We start from the raw sequence: 20773 nt of genomic DNA on the forward strand, positions 1-20773 counted from the left end.
TCACCGCAGTACGTCTTCTTCACGCAGTAGCGTCAGGATCGCCTCGGCGCCCTGTTCCGGGGTCACGTCTGTCAATACCTGGCCACCACCGCCTTCGGCTTTGGCGGCGGCGGCCTTGAAGCGGTCTCGTGCCGAGGCGGCCTTGACGATCTTGAGGCGTTTGGGACGCTGACGGGCGGGTTGCACTTGCCATGCGGCCCATTCTTCATCATCGCTCACCGGCCCTGCCGTCGTCTCGAATGTACCGCGTCGCGCCGGCCCGTAGGCGCTCTGGCGCGGCGTAGGGGCCGCGTTATCGACAGTGACGATAGCCGGCAGTCGAACCTTGAGGCGCCGCCGCTGCCCACGCGGCAGGGCCTGCAGCAAGGTCGCCACACCGTCCTCCACGCTTTCCACCGCTGCCAGACCGCTCACCAGGGGCCAACCGAGGCGCTCCGCAAGCAGGTAGGGTAGCAGACCCGAGCCTTCGCCCCGTTCGGCACGCTCGCCGGTGATTACCAGTTGCGGCGAGGTCTCGTCCAGGATCTCAGCGAGCGCGGGCAGCACATCGGCGCCTTCGGGCTGCTCGAGTAGCGACAATTCGGTGAAGCCCATGCCCAGATAGCCGCGCAATGCCGCGTCGCTGCTCACATCCCGCTCACCGGCATGCAGCAGACGTACCTCGGCATCCGTCAGCGAGCGCGCCAGCTCAACGCCTCGCGCGTCCTGGTCGGCACGCCGCGCCCTTCCTGTCAACGGGTGACGACCGACGGAAACCAGCACCGTCACCTCGAGCGCTGGCATCGTGGTAACTTCAGGCTGCATCGCGTTTCTCCTCTCGCGCTTGTGCCACCAGGGTGACCAGCGCCTCGAGTATCTGGGTCGCGTCCCCGATCACCGCGAGATCGGCGCGCTTGATCATGTCGCACCCTGGGTCCATGTTGATCGCCACTACCTTGTCGCAGGTCTGGATCCCCTGCAGGTGCTGGATGGCGCCGCTGATGCCCACGGCGACATAGACTCTCGCCGTCACCCAGGTGCCGGTGGCGCCCACCTGACGGTCGCGGGCCATGAAGCCATCATCCACCGCCACACGTGAGGCGCCTTCGGTAGCCCCCAACACCTCGGCGGCATGGTGGAAACCTGGCCAATCCTTGACGCCATTGCCGGCGGAAAGAATGAATTCGGCCTCTGACAATGCCACGCCGGACGGATCGACGCTGACTTGCCCAAGATCCTGGATACGCGACAAGGTCGACGGCAACGGCTGAGGCAAGGCCAGTTCGGCGGCAGCATGACGCGTCTCGCTGACCGGTTCGGCACATTCGGCCAGCGCCAGGGCGACTCGCGACAAGGGGCGCCGAATGTCCAGCGACCCCGCCGCGCCCCGCGCGGTGCACTGCCAACCCATGACCGCCTCGGTATCCGCTGCGACCTGCCAGACGCTCGTCGCCGGCCGTTCGCCGAGACGCACCGCCAGGCGCCGGCCCAGCTCGCCGCCGCCCAGCTTGGAATCCGGCAGCAACCAATGGCGCGGTGCCCAGGCCTCCTCGACCAGGGTCAGCGCGCCCAGACGCGCCTCGGGGGCGTAGCCTGCGACATCCGGTGAATCGAGATGCAGCAGGCGATCGACTCCCGCCTCGGCGAAGCTCGTCTCCTTATGGGGACCGAAGATCACCGCGACCACCGCGCCCCGGGCTACCGGATCGGCATCGGCGAGCTGGCGCGCCAGGCCGAGCAGATCGCGATCATGCCCGCTCAGGCGGCCGCCGGCCATATCCGGCACCACCGCGACCAGGAAGGCGGGCGCTTCGATCTCGACCAGCGGCTTACGCTCGGCAGCCGGTGTCGTCGCACCGCCGCCACCCGCACCTTGCTGCGTGCCGCTACGGTCGATGCGCTTTACGCCATTGGGACCGACGAACCCAATCGCGTGCGGATTCCTGCGTACGAGACCGTTGGGACCCTGCCATTCACTGGCCGCGCCCTGGCCCGCCGCCAGGAGCACTTCAGCATGGCGCGGATGCAGACGATTGCGGGCGATCCATTCCTGGCGGGGATCGCGACGTGGAAGATCGCTCATGACATGACCTCCTCGGTGGCCTGCGGGGTCGAGGCATCACGCGGCGCCAGCGTCGCCGCAGGCGTGGTATCCAGCGCGACGGCAACCATCTCGGCGATATCCTTGACCGCGACCTCTTCGTCGCCCGTTGGCGGGACGACACCTTCGAACATGGCCGTGCATTGCGGGCAGCCCACCACGACCTGCTCGGCCTGGGTTTCGCGCACATCACCCATGCGCATGTCGGGGATGCGCTGCTTGCCGGGAACATCGGTAATCGGCGCCCCGCCACCGCCACCGCAGCAACGCGAGCGATAGCCCGAGCGCTGCATCTCGACCAGCTCGACGCCCAGCGCTTTCAGCACCGCGCGGGGGGCTTCGTATTCGCCGTTGTAGCGGCCCAGGTAGCAGGGGTCGTGATAGGTCACCCGCGACGCCTGGCCCGGCGCCAGTCGCAACCGACCGGACTCGATCAACTGATTGATGAAGGTGCTGTGATGCCAGACCGGGTAGCTGCTTTCCTGCCCTGGCGGATAGAAGGCGCCGTATTCATTCTTGAGCACATGGAAGCTGTGCGGATCGCAGGTAACGATACACTCGAAGCGATACTGGGAAAGCGTGGCGATATTGCGCCGCGCCAGCGACTGAAAGGTTGCCTCGTCGCCGAGACGGCGCGCCACGTCGCCGCTGTCGCGCTCTTCGTTGCCGAGCACGGCGAAGTCGACACCGGCGGCGCGCAGCACCTTGACCAGGGCGCGCAGCGTGCGTTGATTGCGCATATCGAAGACGCCGTCACCCAGCCACAGCAACACCTCGGCGCGCTCGACGTCGGCCATCAACGGCAGCTCGAGATCCGCCGCCCAGTTGAGTCGTCCGCCGGGGTCGAAACCGCCGGGATTGTCGGTGGCAATCAGGTTGTCGATCACCTCGGCGCCCTTGCCGGGGGTCGCACCGTCTTCGAGGGTCAGATGACGACGCATGTCGACGATGGCATCGACGTGCTCGATCATCATCGGACACTCCTCGACGCAGGCCCGGCAGGTGGTGCAGGACCACAGCGTCTCGGCATCGACCAGCGCCTTGCCGTCTTTTGTGGAAGCTGGCGCGACAATGGGACCATGCGGTGAGCCCTGGTGCTCACCCACCGGCCGGTCCTCAAGCCCTTGTGAAGGGTAAGGGCTACCGGCATAGCCAGCATCGCTGCCTCCGGCCATACCCACCACCATGTCCTGGATCAGCTTTTTGGGGTTGAGCGGCTGGCCGGCGGCGAAGGCCGGGCAGACCGCTTCGCAGCGCCCGCATTGCACGCAGGCATCGAAGCCCAGCAACTGGTTCCAGGTGAAATCGGTGGGCTGGCCGACACCCAATGGCGCCTCGGTATCGTCGAGATCGAGCGCCTTGAGGCCGGTGGATGGATAGCCACCGTGTTGCGTATCGGCAAAGCGCTCGGGACGGCGATGAAAGGCCAGATGCAAGGCACCGGCGAAGGCATGCTTCATCGGCCCACCCCAGGTCATGCCTACTACCAATTCCGCCAGCCCCCAGGCCACCACACCGGCCAGCAACAAGGCGACCAGCCAGCCGCCCACGCCTTGTGAAAAGCCGGATGGCAGTACGCCCACCGCCGGCAGGGTGACGACGAAGATACCCAGCGAGAACGCCATCAGGCTCTTGGGAAGGCGCATCCACGGCCCCTTCGACAAGCGTGCCGGCGGGTTGCGCCGCCGCCGGACGACGAACAGGCTACCCGCAAACATGGTCGCGCTGGCCGCCAACAACAACCAGCCGAGCATACCCTCGGCCAGTCCCAGGCCGTGCACGATGACTGCCAGCCCCAGCGCCGCGACGAAGCCGCCGGCGGTGGCCACATGAGTATTGGCCATCACCTTGTCGCGCGCCACCACATGGTGCAGATCGACCAGATAACGTCGCGGCATCGCAGCCAGGCCACGTAAGAAAGCCACCTTCGACGCCCGCCCCCGGCGCCACAACCGCACACGCCGCCAGGCACCCAGCGCCGCCAGGGCCAAGGCAGCAAAGATTAGGGTCGGCAAGAGGATATCGAGCATATTAACCACCTCACTTTGGGGCTACGAGCTACGAGCTTCGGGCTTCGGGCTTCGGGCTTCGGGCTTCGGACTACAACAGTGTTGCTCGCGGCTCGTTGCCCGAAGCTCGTGGCTGACGCGAAGCGCCTTCAGAAATCCTTGCAAATCCGCAGAGCGTCGTAGATCGCCGCATGCGTATTGCGCGGCGCGGTGCAGTCGCCCACGCGAAACAGCAGGAAGCCGGATTGTGCATCGTCGTCCAGCGTCGCCAGGCTGGGTTGCGGCGCGGCGGCGTAGTGCGCCTCGAGGTCGAGCTGACCGTGATTGCGCGCGCGTTCCTTGAGCGCGTAATACAGTGATTCATTCGGACGCACGCCGTTCTCGACGACCACCTGATCGACCACGCGCTCTTCCTGGGCCCCGGTGTATTCGTTCTCCAATACCGCCACCAGCGATGTGCCCTCGCGATAGACCTTATGCAGCGCCAGGTCCGAGGTCATGATGACCTCCTTCTCGTAAAGGCTGCGGTAATAGGTGGGAAAGGTCGTACCGCCGACCGCACTGCCGGGCTTGGTATCGTCGGTGACGATTTCCACCTGGGCGCCTTTGTCGGCCAGGTAGTCGGCCACCGAGACCCCGGTGAATTCGCAGAGGGTATCGAACACCAGCACATTCTTGCCCGGCGCCACCTCACCGCCGAGGACATCCCAGGCGCTGACGACCAGGCTTTCGTCGCGGTCTTGTGCATAGCCCCATTCGGGTACCTGGGTCAGAAACGGCTGGCCGCCAGTGGCGAGGACGACGATGTCGGGACGCAGGTCCTCGATGGTCGCCTCGTCGGCGCGCGCACCCAGTCGGACATCGACTTTGAGCCGCGTCAGTTCGAGCTGAAACCAGCGCGTGATGCCGGCGATCTGATCGCGCTGCGGCGCCTTGGCGGCCAGCGTGATCTGTCCGCCCAACGCCTCGGCAGCCTCGAACAGCGTGACCGAGTGGCCACGTTCGGCGGCGACCCGCGCCGCTTCCATGCCGCCCGGCCCGCCACCCACGACCACTACTTGGCGTTGGGGGCCGGCGCTTTTCTCGATCTCGTGCGGCAGGCCCATGTATTCGCGGGACGACGCCGCGTTCTGGATACACAACACGTCGAGGCCCTGGTACTGGCGGTCGATGCAGTAGTTGGCGCCCACGCACTGCTTGATCCGATCGGTCTGGCCCATCTGGACCTTGGCGATCAGGTGCGGATCGGCGATGTGTGCGCGGGTCATGCCCACCATGTCGACATAGCCGCCTTCGAGAATGCGGTTGGCCTGGGTGGGATCCTTGATGTTCTGGGCATGGATCACCGGGGCGTTGACCACTTCCTTGATGCCCGCCGCCAGATGCAGGAACGGCTCCGGCGGGTAGGCCATATTGGGGATCACGTTGGCCAGGGTATCGTGGGTATCGCAGCCCGAGCCCACCACGCCGAAGAAGTCGACCTGGCCGGTAGCATCGTAGTAGGCGGCGATGTCCTTCATATCGTCGTGGGTCAAACCATCCGGATGAAACTCGTCGCCACAGATGCGCATGCCGACCACGAAATCGTCGCCGACCTCGGCGCGTACCGCCTTGAGCACTTCCATGCCGAACCGCATGCGGCCCTCGAAGCTGCCGCCCCACTCATCGGTGCGCTTGTTGACGCGCGGGCTCCAGAACTGGTCGATCAGATGCTGGTGCACGGCGGACAGCTCGACGCCGTCCAACCCACCTTCCTTGGCGCGCCGCGCGCCCTGGGCGAAATCGTCGATGATCCGCCAGATGTCTTCTTCTTCGATGGTCTTGCAGGTCGAGCGATGCACCGGCTCGCGAATCCCCGAAGGCGACAGCAGCACCGGCCAGTCGTGACCGTCCCACCGTGAGCGACGCCCCATGTGGGTGATCTGAATCATGATCTTGCCGCCATGCTTGTGGACGGCATCGGCGAGGTTCTGAAAGTGCGGAATGATGCGGTCGGTGGTCAGGTTCACCGAGCTCCACCAGGCTTGGGGGCTATCGATCGATACCGGCGACGAGCCGCCGCAGATAGAAAGCCCCACACCGCCCTTGGCTTTCTCTTCGTAGTATTTGACGTAACGCTCGGTGGTCATGCCGCCATCGGTGGCATGGACCTCGGCATGGGCGGTGCTGACCACGCGGTTGCGAATCGTCAGCTTGCCGATCTCGATGGGTTGAAAAAGTGCGTCGAATGCCATCGTGGAAACCTCAGCCGGCGGATTGAGAGCGGGGAGTGACCTGGAAGCGCCCGACATCGCAGGCGGGCTCGGCGGCGCTCTGGGTCTGCTCGGCGACGGTGCGCAGCTCGCTGCCGCGCGCGGCGAGGATCTGATCCATCGCCCCGGCGAACCAACCGGTGAACATGTAATCCACCTTGTGGCCGACCTTGCCCTGTTGATAAACGAAAGCGCTGTCTTCCAGACGCACGCAGGCAGTGCCCGCGTCGAGGTCGATCGCCTCGGTGAAGAAGCGACCCCAGCCTCGTTGCGAGAGACGCTTCATGTAATGTTCGAAGACGTCCACACCTGTGATGCCGTGGCATTCGGCTTCTTTCTCGCACCAGTGCCAGGCACTCTTGTAGCCCGCTTGATAGAGAATCTCGGCGTAGGTCTCGATGCCCAGCGCCTGCTCCACGGCGACGTGGTTGTTGACGAAAAAATGGCGCGGCACATAGAGCATGGGCAGCGCATCGGTGGTCCACACGCCGGTCTCGCTATCCACCTCGATGGGCAATTCGGGAGGCATCTTGGTCACGGTCGTATTCCTCAAATCTTGCTGATTGTTATGGCCCTACCGCGGCTTCGGGCTTCGGCAGCATTTTAGCTCGCAGCCCGTAGCTCGCCGCTTATATCTCACGGCCCATGGCTCGCCGCTCGTGGCTTATTCTCCCCAAACATCCTTGAGCACTCGCATCCAGTTCTCCCCCATGATCTTGCGCACCTGTCGCTCGCTCATGCCGCGTCGCAAGAGCGCCTCGGTGAGGTTGCCGAACTCACCGATGGTGCGTATGCCCTCGGGATTGATGATGGTGCCGAAGTTAGTCAGGCGACGAGCGTAGCCCTTGTCGTGGGTCAGCCATTCGAAGAAGGCTTGATCCTGCCCTTGAGTGAAGTCGGTGCCGATACCGATGGCGTCCTCGCCGACGATATTCATCACGTATTCAATGGCTTCGACGTAGTCGTCGACGGTGGCATCGACACCCGCACGCAGGAAGGGGGTAAACATGGTTACGCCGACGAAACCGCCATGTTCGGCGATGAAGCGCAACTCGGCGTCGGACTTGTTGCGAGGATGTTCCTTGAGGCCGGACGGCAGGCAATGGGAGTAGCAGACCGGCTTTTCGGACGTCTCGATGACTTCGCGAGAAGTCGTCTCGCCGACGTGGGACAGGTCGCACATCACGCCCACGCGATTCATCTCGGCGACGATCTCGCGACCGAAGCCGGAAAGACCGCCGTCGCGCTCGTAACAGCCGGTACCGACCAGATTCTGGGTGTTGTAGCACATCTGAACGATGCCCACGCCGAGGCGCTTGAAGACCTCGACGTAGCCGATCTGATCCTCGAAGGCATGGGCGTTCTGAAAACCGTATATGATCCCGGTCTTGCCCTCTTCCTTGGCGCGAGTGATATCGGCGGTGGTATGCACGGGCCGCACCAGATCGTCACATGCCGCGAGCAGCGCGTTGGTCTGGACAATGTTGTCGACGGTGGCCTGAAACCCCTCCCAAACCGAGACGGTGCAGTTGGCGGCGGTCAAGCCGCCCCGGCGCATGTCTTCGAGAAGCTCGCGGTTCCATTTGGCGATGATCAGGCCATCGATGACGATGGCGTCGTCGTGCAGTGCTTGGGCGGTCATGTCGTCGCTCCGGGGGATGGCTTCATGCGGCCAGCTTAGCCCCGTCGCCGCGGCCGCCGACGCTTGGAAGCGACGAGGAGAATTCCAAATGCGTCACGCCTTGTCGTCGACCTGAACGCAACGGGGCCGCCCGATGATCGGACGGCCCCGTGGGTGGCACACGCCAGGTATCGCGTGGTGCGCGCTATCCCAGGCGCACACTCGCGTAGGTGGGTTCGCCTTGTGCCTGGGCCAGGGCCTGCATCGCACTGGAGGCGCGCGGCGCGACATAGGCGTCGTCTTCATTGCCCGCAGCCAGATTGGCGGGCGTCAATGTCACGCGAGCGCTTGCTAAACGCGTCAGACGCTCGTCACGCGGCGGCGTGCCGAAGTATTCCCGATAGCACTTGGAGAAATGCGGTGTGGAAACGAACCCACAGACCGAGGCGATTTCGATGATCGACATCGAGGTCTGACGCAGCAGTTGTCGGGCACGGGTCAGGCGCAGCTTGAGGTAATAGCGCGACGGCGAGTAACTCAGGTATTTTTGGAACAACCGCTCGAGCTGACGCCGCGAAACGTTCACGTAGTGCGCCAGCTCGTCGAGGGCGATGGGCTCTTCCAGGTTGGCTTCCATCAGCGACACGATCTCGAGCAGCTTGGGCTGACTGGTGCCCAACACATGCCGCAACGGCACGCGCTGCTGGTCTTGCTCGCCACGCATGCGGTCGCAGATGAACATATCGGAGATCGCCGCCGACAACTCACGGCCGTGATCGCGGCCAATCAACGTCAGCATCATGTCCAGCGGCGCGGTCCCGCCAGACGCCGTAGCACGGTCGCGATCAATCGAGAAAAGCTGCGTGGTCAGCGTGGCACGCGGATAGGCTTCCTGCGCGGCGGCCTGAAACTCCCAGTGAATACTGCATTCGTAGCCATCGAGCAACCCCGCCTTGGCCAGCGCCCAACTGCCTGTGCACAACGCGCCGATGCGTCGCGACTGACGCGCCTGGGCCTGCAGCCACAGCACATGCTCACGCGTGACATGGCGCTGGATCCCAACCCCACCGCACACGAACACCATGTCGAGCGCGAGTGGCTCGTGCATGCCGTTATCAGGCGTGATCAGTAAACCATCGCTGGCACGCACCGCCTCACCGTCCGTACTCAACGTGGTCCACTGGTAGAGTTCACGCCCGGCCAGTTGGTTGGCCATACGCAACGGCTCTACCGCTGAGGCCAACGAGATCAGCGTGAAATTATCCATCAACAAGAAGCCCAACCGCAGCGGCGCATCGGGGGCGGTAGGCGGCGCGGGACGGTCACTCGTCATGGCCATCAGCGGTTCTCCTCGGGTCACGTTCGGAGCCACTGGTAGTGCTTCACCAGGGATGTATTGTCATTGTAGAAAGTCAGGTTCAACGCCTTGAGTGTGACGAGAAGGCGCCCCCTCAACGTATCTAAAAGCGTCGCCTTACGCTATCAAAAACGACATCCGTATGACGTTTTCAAGAAAATGCCCCGCGCCAGTTCATCGCCTGAGCGGGGCATCGATCCGGCGAGTCGTCTAACGCTTTCGCTGCAGATGCTCGGCATGATAGCGCAGGTGCTCTTCGATGAAGGTAGCGATGAAGAAATAGCTATGATCGTAGCCCGGCTGACGGCGCAGAGTCAGCGGATGGTCATGCTTCTCGCAGGTGGCTTCGATGCGCTCGGGCATCAGCTGCTCGTCGAGGAAGTTATCCGCCTCGCCCTGATCGATAAACAGCGGCTGGCGCGATGCTCCCTTGGCGATCAGTTCACAGGCGTCGTATTGCGTCCATTTGCCATGATCCTCGCCGAGATAGGCTGTGAATGCCTTCTGCCCCCAGGGCGAGACAATGGGATTGACGACCGGCGCGAACGCCGAGACCGAGGAATAACGCCCGGGTTGGCGCAGAGCCAAGACCAGCGCACCATGACCGCCCATGGAATGCCCACTGATGGCTTCCCGCCCATTGAGCGGGAAATGCTGACGCACCACCGAGGGCAGTTCCTCGGTGACGTAGTCGTACATGCGGTAGTGCTTGGACCACGGCGCCTGGTTGGCATTGACGTAGAAGCTCGCACCGGAGCCGAAATCGTAGCTTTCGTGCTCACCGGGGAGATCGGTGCCTCGCGGGCTGGTGTCAGGACAGATGATGGCCATACCCAGCTCGGCGGCCACGCGTTGGGCGCCAGCCTTCTGCATGAAGTTCTCGTCGTTGCAGGTCAGCCCCGAGAGCCACCACAACAGCGGCACCTTCTCGGTTTCCGCCTGGGGAGGCAGGTAAATGGCGAAGATCATCTCGCAGTCGAGCGCGCGCGAGTGATGCTTGTAGCGTTTCAGCCAGCCGCCGAACGACTTGGTCGCGGAGACCAGTTCCAGCGATTCGGATATGGTCATGTATCCTCCTTGTATCATGCCGGGCGGGCGTCGGTTACCGACGCCCGCGTATCAGTCATACAGCGTCGGGCACGTCTCGAACGCCCTTTCACGCAGCATCGGGCGCGATGAATCAATAAGCGCCCTTCGCGCAGCATTGGGCGCGATAAATCAATAAGCACCCTTCGCGCAGCATTGGGCGCGATAAATCAATAGTGCAGCACGGTACGGATGCTCTTGCCGGCGTGCAGCAACTCGAACGCTTCGTTGATCTCCTCGAACGCCATATCCTGGGTGACGAACTCGTCGATCTTGAGCTTGCCGTTCATGTAATCGTCGACATAACCCGGCAGTTCGCTGCGCCCCTTGACGCCACCGAAGGCGGAGCCCTTCCAGACGCGCCCGGTGACCAGTTGGAACGGACGTGTGGAGATCTCCTCTCCGGCGCCGGCAACACCGATGATGATCGACTCGCCCCAACCCTTGTGGCAGCACTCCAGCGCCGAGCGCATGACATTGACATTGCCGATGCACTCGAAGGAGTAATCGACGCCGCCGTCGGTCAAATCGACGATCACCTGCTGGATCGGATCCGAATAATCCTTGGGATTGACGAACTCGGTGGCACCGAACTGACGCGCCAGGTCGAACTTGTCGGGATTGATGTCGATGGCGATGATACGGCTCGCCTTGGCCATCTGAGCCCCTTGGATGACCGCCAGACCGATGGCGCCCAGGCCGAACACGGCCACGGTGGCGCCCGGCTCGACCTTGGCGGTATTCATTACCGCACCAATGCCGGTGGTGACGCCGCAGCCCAGCAGGCAGATCTTGTCCAGCGGTGCTTCAGAAGACACCTTGGCCAGCGAGACTTCCGGCAGCACGGTATATTCGCTGAATGTCGAGCAGCCCATGTAGTGATGCAGCGATTGGCCATCCTTGGAAAAGCGCGAAGTGCCGTCGGGCATCACGCCCTTGCCCTGGGTCGCACGAACCGAGCTGCACAGGTTGGTCTTGCCGGAGAGGCAGAACTTGCACTGGCCGCACTCGGCGGTATACAGCGGAATGACGTGATCGCCGGGCTTGAGACTGGTGACACCCTCGCCGACTTCCTGCACGATGCCGGCGCCCTCGTGGCCCAGCACCGCCGGAAAGTTACCTTCCGGATCGGCGCCGGAGAGGGTGAAAGCGTCGGTATGGCATACGCTGGTCGCCTTGATCTGTACCAGTACCTCGCCGGCCTTGGGTCCTTGGACGTCGATCTCGGCGATCTCCAGCGGTTTGCCGGCTTCCCAAGCGATGGCGGCGCGTGATTTCATCAGGCATTCTCCTTCGTCGATCGTGGCGGCGCCCAGGACGCCAGCATAGGCTGTCTAAGCGCGCGTGTTTAACCTCACCAGTCTAGGCAGTTGGCGCGCTTGGATAAATACTTACAACGCCACAAGATTATTGCCGTGGAGCAACAATGCAGCGTTGGGATCGTATCGAGGCTTTCATTGAAGTCGCCCGCTTGGGCACGTTTTCCGCCGCCGCGCGGCATCTGAAAGTTTCCACCTCGCACGTGAGTCGCTTGATTGGGCAGCTCGAGAGCCAGCTCGGCACGACGCTGTTGTATCGCACCACGCGCCAGACGCGTCTTACCGACGCCGGCGCTCTCTACTACCGGCATTGCCGCCACTTGTTCGATGGCTTTCGAGAGGCCGAGGAAGCCATCGTCGACTTTCAGTCGCGGCCCAAGGGCACCTTGCGACTGACCTGTGCCACCACGTTCGGCGAGCGCTATATCGCTCCGCTGGTCAACGATTTCCAGCGCTTGCACCCGCAGCTCGAAGTCGACATGCATTTCACCAACCGCCAGGTCGAGTTGATCGAGGAAGGCTTCGACGTCGCTATCCGCATGGGCGTGCTGCGTGACTCGAGCCTTATCGCGCGGCGGCTGTGCGAGCGGCGCGAATATGTGGTCGGCACGCGGGCGTATTTCGAGCGCGCCGCGCCGCCACATTCGCTGGCCGAGTTGAGCCATCACAACTGCCTGCGCGGCTCCCGCGATAGCTGGCTGTTCGAGGTCAATGGCCAGCGTCGGGAGGTGCACATCGAGGGTTGCTGGCGCGCCAACTCGGGGCCGGCGTTGCTCGATGCGGTATTGAAAGGTCTGGGGCTGGCGCAGCTACCCGACTACTACGTGGCGCCGTATCTGGCGCAGGGACAGCTAGTGTCGGTGCTGGATAGCTATCAATTCACCGACACCGCAGTGTGGGCGATCTATCCGCGCCACCGGCACCTCTCGCCCAAGGTGCGTCAGTTCGTCGACTTCCTGGTCGCGCATTTGCCGGATACGCTACAGATCTGATTCATGCTCCCGTGACAGCTTCGAGGTTCACTCCCCCGAGGTCGGCCATAGACTATCCCGCAGATAGCGTCCGGCGAATTCGGCTTCATGCGCCAGGGCGTCGGGATCGAGCAACTCGACCCACTGGCGTTCGCGGATCAGCAGGCCATCCTCGCGGAACCCGCTCAGCGTGCGGCTGACATGCACCGAGGTGAGCCCCAGAGCGTCGCCCAGTTGCTGTTGCGACAGCGGCAGACGGAAACGCCGCGTGGCGTACGGCATGGTGCGCTGCAGGCGTATGTACATCTCGTAGATCAGGTGGGCCAACTTCTGGCGCGCGCTACGCCGTGCCAGATTGATCAGGCGCTCTGTCAACAAGGCCTGCTGTTGTGAGGATACGGCGAAAAAGATCATCGAAAGCGTAGAGGATTCGCGAAACACCTCGACCAAGCGACGATGCGGGAAATCGCAGACGACGCCATCATCGATCATCATGACCCCGGAGAGGCGCTCATGGAAGGCGAATTCGCGCAGACCGATGACATCCCCTGGAAGCAATATCTCGAGAATCTGGCGCGAGCCATCCTCCATGTCACGGAAGGAATACGCCCAGCCCTTGGAGAGCGTGCAGAAACGCCCCGCCGGGTCGTCGGTTTGCCACAAGGCTTCCCCTCGCTCGACCTCGCGCGGCTCGCGTTCTAGCGAGTCCAACAGCGCTTCGTCACTCTCGGTAAGGTTCGCGTAATGCCGAAAATGGCGGATGATGCAGCTATCTGTCTCGCTCATGAGCGACCTTCTTTATCTTATCTCGTCGGACGTCGGGAGCAGTGCGCCGAGCCTACCCCGGCAACACCAAGCGCGCTATTTTCCGACGCAATAAAACCATAGAAGGCCGCGTGGTGCGATCCCGAATTAAAAAAAGGACGCCACGCGGGCGTCCCAAAGGGTTGATCAAACGATTCAGTATCAACATTCGATGGCATTCACCGCCAGGCCGCCCCGTGAGGTTTCCTTATATTTGTCCTGCATGTCGGCACCGGTATCGCGCATGGTACGTATGACGCGGTCGAGGGTTACGAAATGCTCGCCGTCGCCGCCCAGCGCCATCTGCGCGGCGTTGATCGCCTTCACCGAGGCGATGGCGTTGCGCTCGATACACGGCACCTGCACCAGGCCGCCAATGGGGTCGCAGGTCAATCCAAGGTTGTGCTCGAGGCCGATCTCGGCGGCGTTCTCGACCTGTGCAGGTGTGCCGCCCATGACCTCGGCGAGACCGGCTGCAGCCATCGCGCAGGCCGACCCGACCTCGCCCTGGCACCCCACCTCGGCGCCGGAAATCGAGGCATTCTTCTTGCACAGAATACCGATGGCGCCGGCCGCAAGCAGGAAGTCGACCACATCGCGCTCACAGGCGCCGGGCTGAAACTGCATGTAGTAGTGCAACACCGCCGGGACGATACCCGCCGCGCCGTTGGTCGGCGCGGTCACCATCCGACCGCCGGCGGCATTTTCCTCATTGACGGCCAGGGCGAAGACGTTGACCCAGTCCATCGCCGAAAAAGTCGAGGCGATCACGCTGGTATCGGCAGTCGCCGACTGCAGACGCCGATGCAACGTGCTGGCGCGGCGTTTGACGTTGAGCCCGCCGGGCAGCACGCCATCATGGCGCAAACCGTTGTCGACGCAGGCCTTCATCGCCTCCCAGATACGCCACAGCGCGTCGCGCACGCTTGTCTCATCGCGCCAGGCCTTCTCGTTTTCGAGCATCAACTCGCTGATGCGCAGCCCATGCGTGCGGCACAGCACGAGCAGCTCTTCCGCCGTGGCGAAATCGTAGGGCAAGCCGGGGGAATCGGCATCCAGCGCACCGCTGGCGGCCTGGGCCTCGTCGACGACGAAGCCGCCGCCCACGGAGTAATAGGTATTGCGATACAACTCTTCGCCGTGGGCATGGGCGATGAGGCGCAGCGCGTTAGGATGATAGGCAAGCGGTTCATCATGCCACTGCATGTCACGTGCCCAGGGAAAAGAGATCGGCCGCTGAGCGGCGAGCAGCAAGGTCTGCGATTCGCGCAGCTCCTCCATGCAGGCGGGCATGATCTCGGGGTCGATACGCTCGGGGCGCTCACCCATGAGCCCCATGATCACGGCCTGGTCGGTGCCATGCCCCTTGCCAGTGGCGCACAGTGAGCCATGCAGATGCACTTCGACGCGCGTGACACGTGTCAACCAATCATGCGAGCGCAGCGCATCGATGAAGTCGCAGGCCGCACGCATGGGGCCGACCGTATGCGAACTGGACGGCCCAATGCCCACTTTGAACAGATCGAACACACTGATTGCCATGCGTGCCACCTCGAGCAGTCTTGATGAATCAAAATTACTAAACGAGCTTGTTAGGCGCTCGATTTCACTTTAGCTTGAAGCCAGCCTGCATGCCGGGCAACGGAGAATAATTCGACCAAGATTTAGAATGGCTAAACCATGAGCCGTACCCTGCACGCCCAAACCCACGCCTGGCTCAAGGTCTTCGCGATCAGCGCGCGGCACCTTTCCTTTACCCGCGCCGCCGAAGAACTGCACGTGACCACCGGCGCGGTCAGCCAGCAGATCAAGCAACTCGAGGCACGACTGGGCTTCAAGCTCTTCCGCCGCCTGCCGCGGCGTCTGGAACTCACCGACGAGGGCCAGCGCCTGGCATCGGTGGTCGATCAGGCCTACGATGCAGTAGGCATGGAGGTGCGTCGCCTGCGTACGGGGGTCATGAGTGGCGTACTACGCTTGCGTTGTGTACCCTCATTTCTCGCCAAGTGGCTGATGCCGCGATTGACGCGATTACAAGCGCGCTTTCCCGACATCGAGTTGCATGTCGCTTCCGAAGACAGCAACCTGTCACTGCGCGAGGGTGAGTTCGAGCTGGCCATCGACCTCAACGATGGACGCTACCCCGGCTTCCAGATCACGCCACTCATGGATGAAGAGATCTTCGCGGTATGTTCGCCGCAACTGTTGCGCCGACGCCCACCGCTGGTGCGTCCCGAGGATCTGGGCTACTACCCGCTGCTGCATGACGTGACCGCGTGGCGCGGTAGCCACGACTACGCCGAGTGGGAGCACTACCTGCATGCACTGGGCGACGAATCGGTCAACGTGCGGCGTGGCTACACCTTCAATCGCAATCACTTGACCGTGGAGGCAGCCATCGCCGGCATGGGTGTGGCAATTGCACGGCGCACGCTGATCACCGATGAACTCGACACTGGCGCACTGATCGCGCCGTTCGTCGGCGCCGTCGCCACCGGCAAGCGCTATGGCCTGGTCTATCATCCCGGGGCACTGGACGATCGACGGGTGCGCGCCGTGCACGACTGGATCGTCGAGGAGGCGACACGCAGCGGTGAACGTTGAATTCGTCGACGCCAGCGAGACATCTTTGCGAAACGCGCCACGAAACGTTTAAGGTCTTAATGGCAAAAACGACTCAACTATGCAGACTTATTGAGTACGAGACGTTTTAACGACAATACGCTAGCCGCCAAGCGGCATATCTCGCGTCAACGACGCAATCGATGCTTACCTGAGACGGAGAATTCTCATGGACAAACGTTCGCAGGACGATACGCAAGAGCCAAATGAAGGCTCAGAGGGTATTCCGGCTCCGGATGGGCCGGCGAACCTGATCGATACCGACTATGTAATAGGCCAAGACAACATCACCTCCACGAAGTTCGGTATCGACTTCGATCTACACGGCAAGGTGTTCACGATCTCCTCCCTGGTGATCCTGTTTTTCGTCATCGTGACGCTGGCGTTCCAGAACCAGGTGGCACCGGTCTTCAATGCAATGTTCTCGTTCCTGACGGGCAACTTGGACTGGTTCTTCATTCTTGCCGCGAATATTTTCGTGGTACTCGCCGTCGTACTGATTTTCACCCCACTGAGCAAGGTCCGTTTGGGCGGCGCCAACGCCACGCCGGATTTCAGCTATGCTGGCTGGTTTGCCATGCTGTTCGCAGCGGGGATGGGCATCGGTTTGATGTTCTATGGCGTTTCCGAGCCGCTGACCCACTTCGGCACCTCGCTTGCGGGTGGCAGTAGCGCTCCCCTGGGCGGCGCCGAAGGTAACGAGCAAGCGGCAGCACAGTTGGGCATGGCGGCAACGATCTTCCACTGGGGACTGCACCCTTGGGGCATCTATGCCATCGTCGCCCTGTCGCTGGCACTGTTCTCCTATAACAAGGGCCTGCCGCTGACCATGCGCTCGATCTTCTACCCGATTCTGGGTGAGCGCGTATGGGGATGGCCCGGCCATGTCATCGATATCCTGGCGGTCTTCGCCACGCTCTTCGGTCTGGCAACTTCGCTGGGGCTAGGGGCATCGCAGGCCTCCGCAGGGCTGCATTATCTATTCGATACGCCCAACACCGACGTCACCATGGTGATACTGATCTTTGCTATCACGCTGGTGGCGCTGGGCTCGGTCCTTGCCGGGGTCGACAAGGGCGTGCAACGCCTCTCGCAGCTCAACATGGCACTCGCCTTCCTGCTGCTGATCTTCGTGATCTTCGTCGGGCCGACGCTGCTGATCGCGACCGGGTTCTTCGAGAATCTGTGGGGCTACGCCAAGAACCTGCCCGCCTTGTCCAATCCCTTCGGCCGTGAAGATACCGGCTTTACACAAGGATGGACGGCGTACTACTGGGCCTGGTGGATTTCCTGGTCACCGTTCGTCGGGATGTTCATCGCCCGCGTCAGCCGCGGCCGCACCGTGCGTGAATTCCTGATCGCAGTACTCCTGGTGCCGACACTCGTATCGATTCTGTGGATGACCGCCTTCGGGGGTACCGCCATCGAACAGGTCAACAGCGGTTTCGAAGGCGTCAAGGACGCGGCACTGGAGCTGCAGCTATTCACCATGCTCGGCCAGCTACCGCTGACGGCGATCACCTCGTTCGTGGGCATCGTACTGGTGATGGTGTTCTTCATCACCTCCTCGGACTCCGGCTCGCTGGTCATCGACTCGATCACTGCCGGCGGCAAGGTCGACGCACCCAAGCCGCAGCGCGTCTTCTGGGCGTTGATCGAAGGTGCCATCGCCATCGCCTTGCTGCTGGGTGGCGGTCTCACAGCGCTGCAAACGGCGGTCATCACCACAGGACTACCTTTCACGCTGGTCTTGCTGGCGGCCTGCTACGCCATCGTCAAAGGCCTGAAGAGCGAACCGCGCACCAACTAAGCGAATTCCTGAATTCGCGACACACAGAAGGCGGCCCACGGGCCGCCTTCTTCGTTTCCAAGCCTATCTCGCGACAGCGCCCTCTGTGCAAGACGCAACGTCCGCCTGACTAGCTCCAGATCTCGCTCAGCGGCGTTTCGGGGCTGTAGCGATGCGCGATCTGAGCTTGCAGCAATTCGGCAGTCGCCAGTGCATCGATCAATGCATGATGTGCCTGATAAGGCGGCAGGCCATAACGCGTGCGACTATCGGGTAGGCGAATCGACGCCGGCGGACGCCCCAGCCAGCGCCTAAGACGTGCCCACCACGACTGACGATGCAGACGCGCCTCAAGCGACATGGTGTCAATCACCGGAAAATGAATCCCCTCGACACGCCGTGCCTTGACGGCGGCATTCAAGAAGGTGCGCTCGATATGGCGATAATGCACCACGACGATGCGTCCGGCCATCGCGGCCAATAACTCATCGAGCACCTCGTCGAGATCGGGCGCCTGCTCGATCTCGCTATGGGTAATATGGTGAAAGGTGATCGAGCGCTCATCGAGGGGACGCGGCGGCCTCACGATCCAGTAACGCCGCTCGGCGAGCCGGATACGCTGCAGGTCGAAAGGCACTACGCCGATACTGACGATGGCGTGACGCTGCTCGTCGAGGCCGGTGGTTTCCATGTCCATGGCCAACATCGGCACATCACTGATGGGCGTCTCAGGTGAAGGTACGCCGACATCGAAGTAGCGTTCCAGTGCCGTATCACGCGTTTTCTCGCGACGCGCCGTGAAATAGTCCGCCCATGTCGGCGGCGCCGGGTATCGGCGTGGTAACAGTGGCTTCATTCGAATATCAGCGTTTCTGAGAAGGCATGGGATAACGGAACTTCAGGAACTTCTGTGCGTTGCTCAGAACCTGGAAGGCATCCTTGAGATTGTGGCGCTCGTTATCAGAGACGTTTTCGGGCTCGATGTTATTGTCCGGTTTGCGCTCTTCCTGGATATCGATGACCTGGTGACGAATACGCACCATGGCGATAAATTCCAGGGCGTAGCGAATCCGCTCGCCGGAATGACCCGCGAGCAAGCGAGTCTTGTTGATATCCTCAAGACGGTCGAAGGAATTCTGTGCCCGCGAGCCGCAGGCCAGCGCATGTACACGGATCAGATCAACCAAGGGCGCCGTACCGCGTCGCTTGAGATTGATCGTGTTGTTCTGCTCACCATCCTTTTCCATCACGAAGGTGCGGAAGAACCCGAGCGGGGGCGTACGATTCAGCGCATTGCGCGCCATCGCGGCCAAAAAGTGCGGACGCTGGGAGGCGCGTTCGGCGACAAGATCTTGCAGGCGCTCGACGAAGGCCTCGTCGCCATAAACGCTATCGAGATCGAAAAAAATGGAGCTATGCAGCAAACGCTCGGCACTGGGATCGTCGATCCAGTCACGGAAATATTGCTGCCACACGCGCAACGGCTGGCGCCAACGCGAATTGGTCGCCATGACATCACCCTTGCAATAGCTGTAACCGCAAGCCGCCAGCCCATCACTGACACGTTGCGCCAATGCCAGAAAGTAGGCGTCATGCTGCTCAGGGTCGAAACTGTCATCGAGCACCAAGGCATTGTCCTGGTCGGTGACGATGGACTGCTCATTGCGCGCCATCGACCCCAGCACCATGAAACAATATGGCACCGGGGGCGGCCCCAGTTCTTCCTCGGCAAGCTCCAGCAAGCGGCGTGTAAACGCGCGTCCGATGCTCGACAACGAACTGCCCACCATCTGCGAATTGTCGTCTTCGTTGACCATGCGCACGAACGCTGCGCGCACATCGCGTCTCAACGCGGCCAGCCCCTCGACATTGGATTGGCGGAAGATATTGTCCACCAGATACAAGCTACTGTTGGTCTCGTGGCGCACGATATCGGATAGATGTAATACGCCGACCGGGCGCCGCCGATGAAGGACCGGCAGGTGATGAATATTATTGCGCAGCATGCGCAGCATCGCTTCATACACCGACTCGTCGGACTGAATGGTGATCGGGCGTCCTTCGATCAGCTCTCCTACAGTGGTGCTCGCCGGCCGTCCTTCGGCCAGAACACGGTTACGCAGGTCATGGTCGGTGAGGATACCGACCATACGGCGCAGTTGCCCGTCCACATGCGTGAAGGCGTGCGAGTCATCCGGCACTTGCGGCATCGCCAGCACCAGCACCGAAGATGCGCTGTGCTCGCCCATACGCTGCGCTGCCTCCTGCACAGTGGCATCGTTTTCCACCATCACCGGGGCCCGGGAAACCAGCTTGCGCACCCGCGTCACCAGCATTTCGTGACCCTTGCGCTGCTGGTCGACGGTGGACTCCAGGCGCGGGCGCTCGACCTCGACGAAATCGGCGAAGTTATCGTCCGCTTCGCACAAGTGTTGAAACGTCGCGAAGGGAATGAAGTAGATCAGCGTGTCTTCGATCGCCCGGGCCGGGAAACGCACGAGGCGGTCCCTGAGCAGGTCGAACTGGCCGAAAACATCGCCTTCGCTGAGACGGTTGTAAAGATCACCGTTGCGGCGATAAAGATCGATAGCGCCACTACGGATGTAGTGAAGATACTCGACGGCATCCCCATGGCGGTAAATATCGGTCTCGGCCTGGAAGTACCCGACCTCGACCTGACCGGCCAGCTCATCGAGCAAGTCGTCAGACAACTGCTCGAAGGGCGGAAACTGCGCCATGTGCTGACGAATCTCCAGCAATTCTACTTGCATGCGACCGCTCTCCGGCAATAGTAGGACAATACCGTTAGTCTGAGATTCCACTCGAGTTCTGTAAAGGACTATCCTGAAGATTGGAAACGGTG

General features: G+C 62.2%; 16 protein-coding genes. 3 read left to right on the top strand and 13 right to left on the bottom strand.

The annotated features are described in order from the left end of the window. The 9 genes from etfB to L1073_RS04320 all read right to left on the bottom strand — a co-directional run bounded on the left by etfB (window position 1) and on the right by L1073_RS04320 (window position 11685). Window positions 1-804, bottom strand: a complete 804-nt coding sequence (gene etfB, locus L1073_RS04280; RefSeq protein ID WP_246897100.1) for an electron transfer flavoprotein subunit beta — start codon at window positions 802-804, stop codon at window positions 1-3. After that, window positions 794-2062: an electron transfer flavoprotein subunit alpha gene (gene etfA, locus L1073_RS04285; protein WP_246897101.1), complete on the bottom strand. Its 1269-nt coding sequence runs from the start codon at window positions 2060-2062 to the stop codon at window positions 794-796. Before etfA ends, etfB begins: the two co-directional genes overlap by 11 nt. After that, window positions 2059-4110: a (Fe-S)-binding protein gene (locus tag L1073_RS04290; RefSeq protein WP_246897102.1), complete on the bottom strand. Its 2052-nt coding sequence runs from the start codon at window positions 4108-4110 to the stop codon at window positions 2059-2061. Before L1073_RS04290 ends, etfA begins: the two co-directional genes overlap by 4 nt. A gap of 128 nt (window positions 4111-4238) precedes the next feature. After that, the gene (gene dgcA, locus L1073_RS04295; RefSeq protein ID WP_246897103.1) at window positions 4239-6323 is read right to left on the bottom strand and encodes a dimethylglycine demethylation protein DgcA; all 2085 of its coding nucleotides are present in this window, start codon (window positions 6321-6323) and stop codon (window positions 4239-4241) included. Between the two features lie 10 nt (window positions 6324-6333). Further along, window positions 6334-6879: a DUF5943 domain-containing protein gene (locus tag L1073_RS04300; RefSeq protein ID WP_246897104.1), complete on the bottom strand. Its 546-nt coding sequence runs from the start codon at window positions 6877-6879 to the stop codon at window positions 6334-6336. Between the two features lie 126 nt (window positions 6880-7005). Beyond that, window positions 7006-7983, bottom strand: a complete 978-nt coding sequence (locus L1073_RS04305) for a dipeptidase (RefSeq protein ID WP_246897105.1) — start codon at window positions 7981-7983, stop codon at window positions 7006-7008. A gap of 184 nt (window positions 7984-8167) precedes the next feature. Next, on the bottom strand, window positions 8168-9301 hold the full coding sequence (gene gbdR, locus L1073_RS04310) for a choline metabolism transcriptional regulator GbdR (protein ID WP_425531565.1): 1134 nt from the start codon (window positions 9299-9301) through the stop codon (window positions 8168-8170). A 228-nt stretch (window positions 9302-9529) separates the two neighbouring features. Beyond that, window positions 9530-10387 carry an S-formylglutathione hydrolase gene (gene fghA / locus L1073_RS04315; RefSeq protein WP_246897106.1) on the bottom strand — a complete coding sequence of 286 codons (858 nt, stop codon included), beginning with the start codon at window positions 10385-10387 and terminating at the stop codon, window positions 9530-9532. A gap of 188 nt (window positions 10388-10575) precedes the next feature. Continuing rightward, window positions 10576-11685, bottom strand: coding sequence for an S-(hydroxymethyl)glutathione dehydrogenase/class III alcohol dehydrogenase (locus L1073_RS04320; protein WP_246897107.1), 1110 nt, complete (start codon window positions 11683-11685; stop codon window positions 10576-10578). Window positions 11686-11831: 146 nt separating this feature from the next. On the opposite strand from L1073_RS04320, the gene L1073_RS04325 reads away from it, so the two are divergent. After that, on the top strand, window positions 11832-12716 hold the full coding sequence (locus L1073_RS04325) for a LysR family transcriptional regulator (RefSeq protein WP_246897108.1): 885 nt from the start codon (window positions 11832-11834) through the stop codon (window positions 12714-12716). A gap of 27 nt (window positions 12717-12743) precedes the next feature. Here L1073_RS04325 and L1073_RS04330 read toward each other — a convergent pair whose 3' ends face one another. Together L1073_RS04330 and L1073_RS04335 are read right to left on the bottom strand one after the other, a co-directional pair. Next, window positions 12744-13481, bottom strand: coding sequence for a Crp/Fnr family transcriptional regulator (locus L1073_RS04330; protein WP_246897110.1), 738 nt, complete (start codon window positions 13479-13481; stop codon window positions 12744-12746). 180 nt (window positions 13482-13661) lie between these two features. Continuing rightward, the gene (locus L1073_RS04335) at window positions 13662-15041 is read right to left on the bottom strand and encodes an L-serine ammonia-lyase (RefSeq protein ID WP_246897112.1); all 1380 of its coding nucleotides are present in this window, start codon (window positions 15039-15041) and stop codon (window positions 13662-13664) included. A 138-nt stretch (window positions 15042-15179) separates the two neighbouring features. On the opposite strand from L1073_RS04335, the gene L1073_RS04340 reads away from it, so the two are divergent. Further along, window positions 15180-16103: a LysR substrate-binding domain-containing protein gene (locus L1073_RS04340; protein WP_246897113.1), complete on the top strand. Its 924-nt coding sequence runs from the start codon at window positions 15180-15182 to the stop codon at window positions 16101-16103. A 187-nt stretch (window positions 16104-16290) separates the two neighbouring features. Next, on the top strand, window positions 16291-17931 hold the full coding sequence (locus tag L1073_RS04345; protein ID WP_246897114.1) for a BCCT family transporter: 1641 nt from the start codon (window positions 16291-16293) through the stop codon (window positions 17929-17931). Between the two features lie 109 nt (window positions 17932-18040). On the opposite strand, the gene L1073_RS04350 is transcribed toward L1073_RS04345, so the two are convergent. Both L1073_RS04350 and L1073_RS04355 read right to left on the bottom strand, forming a co-directional pair. Further along, complete coding sequence (locus tag L1073_RS04350) at window positions 18041-18766, bottom strand: 3'-5' exonuclease (RefSeq protein ID WP_246897115.1); 726 nt, start codon at window positions 18764-18766, stop codon at window positions 18041-18043. A gap of 7 nt (window positions 18767-18773) precedes the next feature. Beyond that, window positions 18774-20681 (bottom strand): DUF294 nucleotidyltransferase-like domain-containing protein, encoded by a 1908-nt coding sequence (locus L1073_RS04355; RefSeq protein ID WP_246897116.1) that lies wholly within the window; start codon window positions 20679-20681, stop codon window positions 18774-18776. Window positions 20682-20773: the final 92 nt, after the last annotated feature.

Source organism: Chromohalobacter nigrandesensis, assembly GCF_023061285.1.
Lineage (GTDB): Bacteria > Pseudomonadota > Gammaproteobacteria > Pseudomonadales > Halomonadaceae > Chromohalobacter > Chromohalobacter nigrandesensis.

What these genes read in the sequence shown, in the direction of transcription:
- L1073_RS04290 (WP_246897102.1), bottom strand. Translation starts at nt 4,110, where the DNA reads ATGCTCGATATCCTCTTGCCGACCCTAATCTTTGCTGCCTTGGCCCTG.
- dgcA (WP_246897103.1), bottom strand. Translation starts at nt 6,323, where the DNA reads ATGGCATTCGACGCACTTTTTCAACCCATCGAGATCGGCAAGCTGACG.
- L1073_RS04305 (WP_246897105.1), bottom strand. Translation starts at nt 7,983, where the DNA reads ATGACCGCCCAAGCACTGCACGACGACGCCATCGTCATCGATGGCCTG.
- L1073_RS04350 (WP_246897115.1), bottom strand. Translation starts at nt 18,766, where the DNA reads ATGAAGCCACTGTTACCACGCCGATACCCGGCGCCGCCGACATGGGCG.
- fghA (WP_246897106.1), bottom strand. Translation starts at nt 10,387, where the DNA reads ATGACCATATCCGAATCGCTGGAACTGGTCTCCGCGACCAAGTCGTTC.
- L1073_RS04320 (WP_246897107.1), bottom strand. Translation starts at nt 11,685, where the DNA reads ATGAAATCACGCGCCGCCATCGCTTGGGAAGCCGGCAAACCGCTGGAG.
- etfA (WP_246897101.1), bottom strand. Translation starts at nt 2,062, where the DNA reads ATGAGCGATCTTCCACGTCGCGATCCCCGCCAGGAATGGATCGCCCGC.
- etfB (WP_246897100.1), bottom strand. Translation starts at nt 804, where the DNA reads ATGCAGCCTGAAGTTACCACGATGCCAGCGCTCGAGGTGACGGTGCTG.
- L1073_RS04325 (WP_246897108.1), top strand. Translation starts at nt 11,832, where the DNA reads ATGCAGCGTTGGGATCGTATCGAGGCTTTCATTGAAGTCGCCCGCTTG.
- L1073_RS04345 (WP_246897114.1), top strand. Translation starts at nt 16,291, where the DNA reads ATGGACAAACGTTCGCAGGACGATACGCAAGAGCCAAATGAAGGCTCA.
- gbdR (WP_425531565.1), bottom strand. Translation starts at nt 9,301, where the DNA reads ATGGCCATGACGAGTGACCGTCCCGCGCCGCCTACCGCCCCCGATGCG.
- L1073_RS04330 (WP_246897110.1), bottom strand. Translation starts at nt 13,481, where the DNA reads ATGAGCGAGACAGATAGCTGCATCATCCGCCATTTTCGGCATTACGCG.
- L1073_RS04355 (WP_246897116.1), bottom strand. Translation starts at nt 20,681, where the DNA reads ATGCAAGTAGAATTGCTGGAGATTCGTCAGCACATGGCGCAGTTTCCG.
- L1073_RS04340 (WP_246897113.1), top strand. Translation starts at nt 15,180, where the DNA reads ATGAGCCGTACCCTGCACGCCCAAACCCACGCCTGGCTCAAGGTCTTC.
- L1073_RS04335 (WP_246897112.1), bottom strand. Translation starts at nt 15,041, where the DNA reads ATGGCAATCAGTGTGTTCGATCTGTTCAAAGTGGGCATTGGGCCGTCC.